Source organism: uncultured Methanobrevibacter sp., assembly GCF_902770715.1.
GTDB lineage: Archaea > Methanobacteriota > Methanobacteria > Methanobacteriales > Methanobacteriaceae > Methanocatella.
In genome coordinates this window covers 1-8,153 of record NZ_CACXTS010000048.1, presented here as the reverse complement: position 1 = coordinate 8,153, position 8,153 = coordinate 1, and the positions used below count along the sequence as shown (strand labels likewise).

Here is an 8,153-nt window from a genome sequence, read left to right as displayed (position 1 = left end):
GCCTAAGGTGGTAAAAAACATGAAAAACTATTTTGATATTAAAGACAAAGTTGCAGTAATTACTGGTGCTTCTTCAGGTCTTGGTTGGCAAATTGCACAAGCATACGCAAGCCAAGGTGCTAAATTAGCATTATTCGCAAGAAGAGAAGAAAGATTATTAGAAAACGTTGCTGAAATCGAAAAAGAATACGGAACTGAAGTAATGTATGCTGTATGTGACGTTGGTGATTATGACAGCATCACCGCAGCTGTTGCAAAAGTTATGGATGCATACGGAAGAATCGATATTTTAGTTAACGCAGCTGGTATGGGTAACAACAAAATGGTTACAGATCAAAGCAATGAAGAATGGGAAAGACACATTCACATTGACTTAAGTGGTGTTTACTACATGTGTAAAGCTGTTGGAGAAATCATGATTGAACAAGAATACGGAAAAATCATTAACATTGGTTCAATCCACTCCAGAGTAATCTTCCCAGGAGGAGGAATTAGTGCATACTCCTCAGCAAAAGGTGGAGTAATGAACTTAACCAAAAACTTAGCTGTAGAATGGGCTAAATACAACATTACCGTAAATGCAATCGGTCCTGCTGTATTTGAAACTGAATTAACCGTAGATTCCATCGAATTACCTGGATTCATGGATCTTATTGCAGCATACTGTCCTGCTGGCCGTTTAGGTAAACCTGGTGAATTAGACGGTATTGCTATTTACTTAGCATCCGACGCATCCAGTTTCTGTACCGGTCAATTAATCTGTATTGACGGTGGATGGACTGCAATTTAAATAAGAGATTTTTTCTCTTATTTCTTCTATTTTTTTTAAAAGATTATATATTCTTAAAATCTAATTTAATATCATGTCAAATTTAAGTTTTGAAGAAGCTATTAACAAATTATCTGATGATGATGTTAAAGTTAGAAAAGAAGCTATTGAATCATTAGTTGGAATTAATGATGAAAGCGCTATTGAACCATTGATTAAAGCTACTACCGATGATAATGCACAAGTCAGATTTAAAGCTGCTGAAATCTTAGGCAGTATGGGTGATGTAGCTGTTGACAGATTAATTGAAGAGTTTGAAAATGCTGAAGGCAAGGATAAAAGATTTTTGGCTTTTGCACTTAAAGAAACTGAAGATAAAAAAGTCATTCCTTATTTTGTTAAAGCAACTGAAGATGAAGACTTTGGTGTTAGAAAAGTTGCTGTACGCGCTTTAGGTGAACTTCAAGCTGAAGATGAATTGGATACTATTGCAAAATGTCTTGAAGATGATGATTGGGGTGTAAAGCTAGCGGCCATTCAGGCGTTAGGTGACTTGGCATCTGATGAGGCAATCAAATTAATTAAAGATGCTAGAAAATCAGAAGATGATAAGGACTTTAAAAAATCATGTAATAAGGCAATTAAAAAAGCCGAAAAGAGGCAAAAGGCAAAGGCATCTGGGGAGTCAATAGTAAAAGTTATTCCAATGAGCACAATTAAAGAAATGGAAAAGACTAATCCTCAAAAAGCTATTAAAGAATATGAACGTTATGTTGAAGCAAAACAGCCTAAAGATGCAGCATATAAACGTTTATGTGTTTTATATAGAAAAGACAATGACTATGAAAATGAGGTTAGAGTAATCGAAACTGCAATTGAGGTATTTGCGGATAATGAAAAAAAATTGCCTTACTTTGAAAAAAGATTGGCTAAATTGAAATGAGATTAGCCAACAGTTATTTTTTTATAACTTCGTAAAGGTCTTCCCTTTTGTTTTTTAAAAGCGGAAGCTCTTCCCTTACTTTTTTTATTTCATCCAAATCAATTTCGCATAAAATTAAGTTTTCCTTTTCACTAGCTTCGGCTATTATTTCACCCCATGGGCTTGCAATAATTGAATGTCCGAAGCTGTGGTAGCTGGCATCCTTGTTTAATGCAGGTGCAACGCCAACACAAAATACCTGATTGTCCAGAGCTCGTGAACGGAATAATAATTCCCAATGTGCAGGTCCGGTTGTCATATTAAATGCTCCTGGATAAAATAGGATTAAAGCACCATTTTCAACCATGACTCTTGCAAGTTCCGGAAAACGTATATCATAGCATATTCCAATGCCGATTTTTCCAAAGTCGGTTTCGGCAATAGTAAATGAATCTCCTGCCGTGAGCACATCAGACTCCTTAAATGTTATTTTTCCTTTGACGTCAATGTCAAAAAGATGCATTTTTCTATGTTTGGCTATTATATTTCCGGCTTTGTCAAAAAGATAACTTGTATTGTATAATTTGCCATTCTCTTTTTCGGGAATTGATCCTGCAAGAATATAAATGTTATTCTTTTTAGCTAAAAGTGAAATTTTATTCAATGTATAACTGCTTTTTTCTTCTTCTCCGTATTCAATGAACTTGTCATTTGAATATGGGCAGTTAAACATTTCAGGCAATACTATAAAATCAGCATTTTTAGATACACTTTCATCAATCATCAAACTAGCAGTTTTAATATTTTCTTCTTTATTGTCAATAACATTCATTTGGCAAAGTGAAAGTTTAATTTTTGTCATTTTAAACACTTATAAAAAAATAGAAAAAAAAGTATGATTAAAATCATACCTATGCAATATCTGCACTATTTATCATATCATTGATTTCATTAGATGTAATTGAATTAATGGAATCTCCACTAATCTTAAATACATATAATTCACCATCACTAAACATTGAAACAAATCTTGTGTAGTCTCCGTCAGCATTTTCTAAAATAATGTTTGAAGCATTTCTACCGTCTAAAGTAATTGTTTCAACAAGCTCTACAAAAGATCCAGTTTCTTGTGCATAACTGATTCTTTCCTGAGTTACTTCCTTAAGGGATGTATGTTGAGTTGAAACATTATAATACTCTATAGAAGTGTTTTCATTATTTCTGAAAAATTTAGCTCCTGGATGGCTATCATCAGTTTCATTTACTTCGCTCCAACCTTTAGGGTATTTGAATGAAAAGTCTCCTGCACTAAATTCGCCTACATCAGCAGTAGTTTGAATTGGTGAGGATTTATTATTAGATCCGGTAAGGACAATACCACAAATCACAATTAAAGTTATAAGCAATATTATTCCAATAATAAGTTTCTTTTGTTTTATAATATTTAATATACTATCTTCATTGGAAGTTTTTTTCTCTTTGCGCTCTTTTTGGAAAATATCTTCTCCTTTAGGCGCAGCAACTTTTTGTTTAGGGAATTTAAATCCACAATTCCCACAGACTGGAGCACCATCATAACTCGGATTTCCACATTCAGGACATTTTTTCACAAACTAACCTCCATTGAATTAATTTTATTAGTTATAATATTTATAATAATGTTTTTATTATTATAAAAATATATTTATAAATGTGATATAATGGCTGACGATGAAATGATTAATGTTGATGATATAAATTATGCGATATATACTATAGGAAAATGGGAAAATTCTTATGAAATCAATCAGATTGGATTATCAAGTGAAATTCCGGCTACTAAAAATACATTAACTCATGTTAAGTTTTCTATGGAAGAAATTAGAAATACAAAATTTTCTTCATCTGATAAAATAGTTAATGGGTTTGTAGCTATTGCACTCCATTTAAATCCAAAAGTTCAGGACATGGAATTAGAAGAAGTCATCAAACTTGAAGAAAAAGAATATCAAAACATTTTAAAAGAATTAGAAGGATTGGAATTATTGGATGATGGTGAAAGCATTCCTCTTAACGGCGAAGATTATCTTATCTATAAATTGGAAAAGGATTGTCATGTGACCAAATCAACACCCGCCAATCTGTTCACAATAAACTATTACAATAATGAATTGAAAAAAATTGAAGATGCATTAGACTAAAATGCATCTAATGTTACTTTTTTATCTCTTTTTAACTCACGGGGAGGTTCCACGCTGACAAACTCAATACCTTCCTCTTCAAGTAGCTCTAAAGCATCATCCATTATTGATGGTGCAACAAGCAATCCTCGTATTTTCTTTTTTTGAGCTTTACATTCTTTTAGATAATCATTGTCAGTATTCTCCAAGTCTTGAAGATATCTTCTGAGTTGTTTTACAGCTGCAACCCCTGCTTTACGTGCTTTTAGCTCAAGAACCATTAAGTTATTGTCGCTGTCTTTCCCCAATATGTCGATAAATCCATGTTCCACACTATACTCTCTGGTGGTTGGTGTGAAGCCTTCTTCAATAATGTGGGGTTTATCCATAATCATATCGCTCATATCTTTTTCATATCCTGCTTGCTCAAGTTCTTCAAAGTCTTCAATATTGGCGTAGCTTATAAATTGGATCTGTCTTATTTCAGCAGTTAATAGTTCTTTTGGAGTTCTCCTGTGACTTTCTAAAAATAGGTTATCGTTTTTGATATAGCTTCTGGTTCTTGACTTAGGTGGCTGCCAGTTAACAGGTTCAACTTTCTTTTCTTGGTGAATCAAAAATGCCCCGTCTGGCTTAATCATTATTATTCGTTCTCCCCAGTTAAGTTCACTCAATGCTCGTCCTTCATAATTAACTTTACAACAGGCGAAAATGACGATTGTCGCCTTTTTACGTAGAGCTTCCTGAACCAAATCGTATGCGTCTTCACAACTAGGCTTTTCTAAAATTTTATATTTCATCACAATAACATTGTTTAGTTTAATTTAAATATTTTTTTAAACAATTACTATATGTAATCTCATTATCTGGAGGAATGACAATTTACGATGAAGAATATTTTATAAATAAAAAGGAATATTACACGTTGGATTCTTTTGAATTTGAAAACGGCGCGATTTTAAACGATGTTAAAGTTGAGTACATGACTTTCGGAACTCCCATTTATGATGATGCAGGAGTTATAAAAAATGCAATCATATATTGCCATGGCTCTTTGGGAAATTATGCATCAATGAAAAAAATAGCCCCATTAGTTGGGAAAAATGATGTTTTCGATGAAAATAAATATTTCTTCATTTCTTTATCTGCATTGGGCTCTCCAGGTTCTTGTAGCCCGTCCACAACTGATTTGAAAAACAAGTTTCCAAAATATTCCGTCAGGGATGTTGTGAATTTCCAAAAGAAATTTTTGGCCGAAAAATTCAACATTGGCCATGTTTTAGGAATGATTGGTGTTTCAATGGGGGGATTTGTTTGCTTAACCTCTGCAATTGAATATCCTGATTTTGCCGATTTCATTATTTGCGGTGTAAGCAGCTATAAAGTCGCAGGTCATGATTTCATCCTTTCAAGATTTGTAAATGAGATTATAGAATCTGATCCAGATTACAATAAAGGTGAGTTGACTTACTCGTTACTTAGAACTTTAAGAATAGCCAGTTTAGCAGAATTTAATTTTGGTCTTTCTAAAAGGGCATTAAGGGAAATGTCCAATGTTGAATTGGCTGCGGAATTTGAAAACTTTGGAAATGAGAGCATTGAAACAGACATTTATGATTTAAAGTATTGCAATGAATGCTGCATGTATTTTGATGTTGAAGACGATTTGGATAGGATAACCTCTGATGTTTTGATAATTTCTTGCAAACAGGACCCTCACTTTCCGCCAGAGTTGGATGCAGTTCCAATGTCTGAAATGATTAAAAATTCAAAATTGGTAATTGTTGATTCTGATTTGGGACATTTATGTTTCAATGAATTGGAAGTCCTGTCTGATGAATTAAATGAGTTTTTAGGTGAATTTGATGGAAGTTAAGATTTCTAATTATTGTGATGATGATAACTTTGTCGAGTATTGTGCCTATGGTTTATCTTTCGATCAGATGGAATTTCTAAACAATAATCTTGATGAGGAAACCTTGATTGAGGAGGGTGTTTTTAAGATTAAGATGTATTTTGATGATGAGCTCTACCCTTTTCGAAGTGATGTTGCCAAATTCAGATTGGATGATTTTATAGCTCGCGAAGAAATTGAAATGAATGTTTTTTTATCCAGTTTTTTAGAGGATATGTAAATGAACTATATGTAATATATTTTTTATATCTTTATATTTTTTTGATAATTATCTTTAAATAGTTAATGGAATAATTATTTATTAGTGATAAAATGAATCAGCACATCGAACATGGTAATCATATCATGGACTCTTTTGAATTTGAATCTGGAAGATTTTTGGAAAATGTAAATGTTGAATATGCAACTTCAGGGCATCCAAAATATGATGATGAAGGGAATATTATAAATGCAATTGTTTATTTTCCAACAATTAAAGGAGGCCACTCTATTTTATCAAAATTTCATGATATCTTATATGCTGAGTGTCCAGATGAATATTTTCTTATTAAAATCACTTCTCTTGGATCTCCCGATTCATGTTCTCCTTCTTCAACAGGTTTGAAGAATAATTTCCCGGAATACACTATTAAGGATAGGGTTAATTTTAAAAGGCAATTTCTATCTGAAAAATTCGGCATTAAAAAAGTATTGGGACTTCTGGGTGAAGGTACTGGCGGATTTGAGGTTTATACTTGGGCCTGCGACTATCCTGATGAAATGGAATTCATTATTATTTTAAATTCCACATATAAAACTTATGGTCAGCGTTATGTTATGATTAAGACTATAGAATCGATGATTGATTCCTGTGAGGATTTTTATACTGGGGAATATTCTATTTCCGTATCTAATCTGATTGTAGCGATTGCAAAATTAAGGTTCATGACTTTTTATTCAGAAAAAGTTTTCAATGAGTTATCTAATGATGAAATTGATGTATTGGTAGATGATTATGTTGATGAATTGCTGTTCATGGACATTTATGATTTCAACTCAAGAAACAAATGCTTTTTTGAATATGATGTTTATGATAAATTATCCAATATTAAAGCAAAAGCATTAATTATGGGAATCGAGGATTATTTTGCTTTCAATACGAAAAGAGATATTCTGCCATTAAAAGGAGTAATAAATGATTTAAAAATAATTACCTCCACTGATAAAGAAAGTTTTTATTCAGAATATGATTATACAGAAATCGGTTTGGAAATAGTGTCCTTTTTAAAACAGTTTTAGGCAATAAGGCTATTTTTTTTGAAAAAGTAAAAAAATAAAAAAAGTGAAAGCTAGTTAAAACTAGCTATTTTGAAGCGTCAAGCATATGTTGAACTGCTTTTCTGGATTTATCAGCGACATCTTTTGGTAATGTAACTTCTGGAGCTTCATTAACAAGGGAGTCTCTAATTTTTTCCAGTGTATGAAGTTTCATTGTTTTACAGATTGCTCCTTCAAGCAATGGATATAATTTTTTGCCAGGAACTTCTGAGTTGATTCTTGTAATCATGTCGATTTCAGTTCCAATAACGAATTCTTCTTTATCGCTTGCAGCGATGTGTCTCAACATTCCTCCAGTGGACATCACAACATCACATGCTTCTTGAACCTTAATATCACATTCTGGGTGGCAAATGATTTCTGCATTAGGATATTGTTCTCTTTTAAGTTCAACATCTTCAACATGGAATAATCTGTGGACATAGCAATGACCATCTTTAGGAACAGGTATGATTTCTTTATCGATTTTTTCAGCCACATGTGTTCCTAAGTTTTTATCAGGACCAAATAAAATTTTATCATGAGGCAGGCTTTCAGTAACTTTGACCGCATTAGCTGAAGTACATAAAGTGTCTGCATGCTGTTTTGCTTCAGCGATACTATTCACATAAAGGATAACTCCTGCATCAGGGTGTTCCTCTTTAGCTTTTAATAGTTCTTCTTCAGGCAACATGTGTGCCATTGGACATTCCGCTTCTAAAGTTGGAATTACAATCTTTTTGTCAGGATTCAGTATGAATGCAGTTTCGGCCATAAAGTCTACACCACAAAAGATGACCAAATCTTTATCATCGATTTCAGAAGCTTTTATACATAACTCTAGAGAGTCTCCAAGGAAATCTGCAATTTCCTGTACTTCTTTTGGCTGATAATTGTGTGCAAGAATTATTGCATTTTTTTCCTCTTTTAGTTTTAAAATTTCGGCTTGAATAGAACTATTCATTTTTTTCACCCATTCTGTGTATATTTTCTAATTTCATTTGTGATTATTAATTTATATTTATCTTTACTATTATAATCTTTTACCCAAAATGATATTTTCACTTTGCTTTCTTCAAAAGTTATCTCTTT

At 32.6% G+C, this 8,153-nt stretch carries 10 protein-coding genes; 6 read left to right on the top strand and 4 right to left on the bottom strand.

Annotated features, from left to right (window positions below; all coding sequences use genetic code 11):
- Both QZU81_RS09915 and QZU81_RS09910 read left to right on the top strand, forming a co-directional pair.
- A partial coding sequence (locus tag QZU81_RS09915) for an SDR family NAD(P)-dependent oxidoreductase (protein WP_295591584.1) occupies positions 1–790 on the top strand: 790 nt, incomplete at its 5' end.
- A 73-nt stretch (positions 791–863) separates the two neighbouring features.
- Positions 864–1,712 (top strand): HEAT repeat domain-containing protein, encoded by an 849-nt coding sequence (locus QZU81_RS09910; protein WP_295591583.1) that lies wholly within the window; start codon positions 864–866, stop codon positions 1,710–1,712.
- A gap of 13 nt (positions 1,713–1,725) precedes the next feature.
- Here the strand turns inward: QZU81_RS09910 and QZU81_RS09905 are convergent, their stop codons facing one another.
- Both QZU81_RS09905 and QZU81_RS09900 read right to left on the bottom strand, forming a co-directional pair.
- On the bottom strand, positions 1,726–2,553 hold the full coding sequence (locus tag QZU81_RS09905; protein WP_295591582.1) for a carbon-nitrogen hydrolase family protein: 828 nt from the start codon (positions 2,551–2,553) through the stop codon (positions 1,726–1,728).
- A 49-nt stretch (positions 2,554–2,602) separates the two neighbouring features.
- Positions 2,603–3,301, bottom strand: a complete 699-nt coding sequence (locus tag QZU81_RS09900; protein ID WP_295591581.1) for a zinc ribbon domain-containing protein — start codon at positions 3,299–3,301, stop codon at positions 2,603–2,605.
- 90 nt (positions 3,302–3,391) lie between these two features.
- On the opposite strand from QZU81_RS09900, the gene QZU81_RS09895 reads away from it, so the two are divergent.
- Positions 3,392–3,871, top strand: coding sequence for a hypothetical protein (locus tag QZU81_RS09895; RefSeq protein WP_295591580.1), 480 nt, complete (start codon positions 3,392–3,394; stop codon positions 3,869–3,871).
- Here the strand turns inward: QZU81_RS09895 and nucS are convergent.
- On the bottom strand, positions 3,868–4,650 hold the full coding sequence (gene nucS / locus QZU81_RS09890) for an endonuclease NucS (protein WP_295591579.1): 783 nt from the start codon (positions 4,648–4,650) through the stop codon (positions 3,868–3,870). The two genes, QZU81_RS09895 and nucS, sit on opposite strands and share 4 nt — an antisense overlap.
- A 74-nt stretch (positions 4,651–4,724) precedes the next feature.
- Between nucS and QZU81_RS09885 the strand changes: the two genes are divergently transcribed.
- The 3 genes from QZU81_RS09885 (at position 4,725) to QZU81_RS09875 (ending at position 7,043) form a co-directional block, all read left to right on the top strand.
- Entirely contained in the window at positions 4,725–5,726 is a 1,002-nt protein-coding gene (locus QZU81_RS09885; protein ID WP_295591578.1) for an alpha/beta fold hydrolase, read from the top strand.
- On the top strand, positions 5,716–5,985 hold the full coding sequence (locus QZU81_RS09880; RefSeq protein ID WP_295591577.1) for a DUF5750 family protein: 270 nt from the start codon (positions 5,716–5,718) through the stop codon (positions 5,983–5,985). Before QZU81_RS09885 ends, QZU81_RS09880 begins: the two co-directional genes overlap by 11 nt.
- A 92-nt stretch (positions 5,986–6,077) precedes the next feature.
- A complete protein-coding gene (locus tag QZU81_RS09875) occupies positions 6,078–7,043 on the top strand; it encodes a hypothetical protein (protein ID WP_295591576.1) in 966 nt (321 codons plus the stop codon).
- A gap of 64 nt (positions 7,044–7,107) precedes the next feature.
- On the opposite strand, the gene nadA is transcribed toward QZU81_RS09875, so the two are convergent.
- On the bottom strand, positions 7,108–8,025 hold the full coding sequence (gene nadA / locus QZU81_RS09870) for a quinolinate synthase NadA (protein ID WP_295591575.1): 918 nt from the start codon (positions 8,023–8,025) through the stop codon (positions 7,108–7,110).
- Between the last annotated feature and the right edge of the window lie 128 nt (positions 8,026–8,153).

Excerpts from the sequence above, each read along its gene's own strand:
- QZU81_RS09910 (WP_295591583.1), top strand. The coding sequence starts at position 864 with ATGTCAAATTTAAGTTTTGAAGAAGCTATTAACAAATTATCTGATGAT.
- nadA (WP_295591575.1), bottom strand. The coding sequence starts at position 8,025 with ATGAATAGTTCTATTCAAGCCGAAATTTTAAAACTAAAAGAGGAAAAA.
- QZU81_RS09875 (WP_295591576.1), top strand. The coding sequence starts at position 6,078 with ATGAATCAGCACATCGAACATGGTAATCATATCATGGACTCTTTTGAA.
- QZU81_RS09905 (WP_295591582.1), bottom strand. The coding sequence starts at position 2,553 with ATGACAAAAATTAAACTTTCACTTTGCCAAATGAATGTTATTGACAAT.
- nucS (WP_295591579.1), bottom strand. The coding sequence starts at position 4,650 with ATGAAATATAAAATTTTAGAAAAGCCTAGTTGTGAAGACGCATACGAT.
- QZU81_RS09885 (WP_295591578.1), top strand. The coding sequence starts at position 4,725 with ATGACAATTTACGATGAAGAATATTTTATAAATAAAAAGGAATATTAC.
- QZU81_RS09880 (WP_295591577.1), top strand. The coding sequence starts at position 5,716 with ATGGAAGTTAAGATTTCTAATTATTGTGATGATGATAACTTTGTCGAG.
- QZU81_RS09895 (WP_295591580.1), top strand. The coding sequence starts at position 3,392 with ATGGCTGACGATGAAATGATTAATGTTGATGATATAAATTATGCGATA.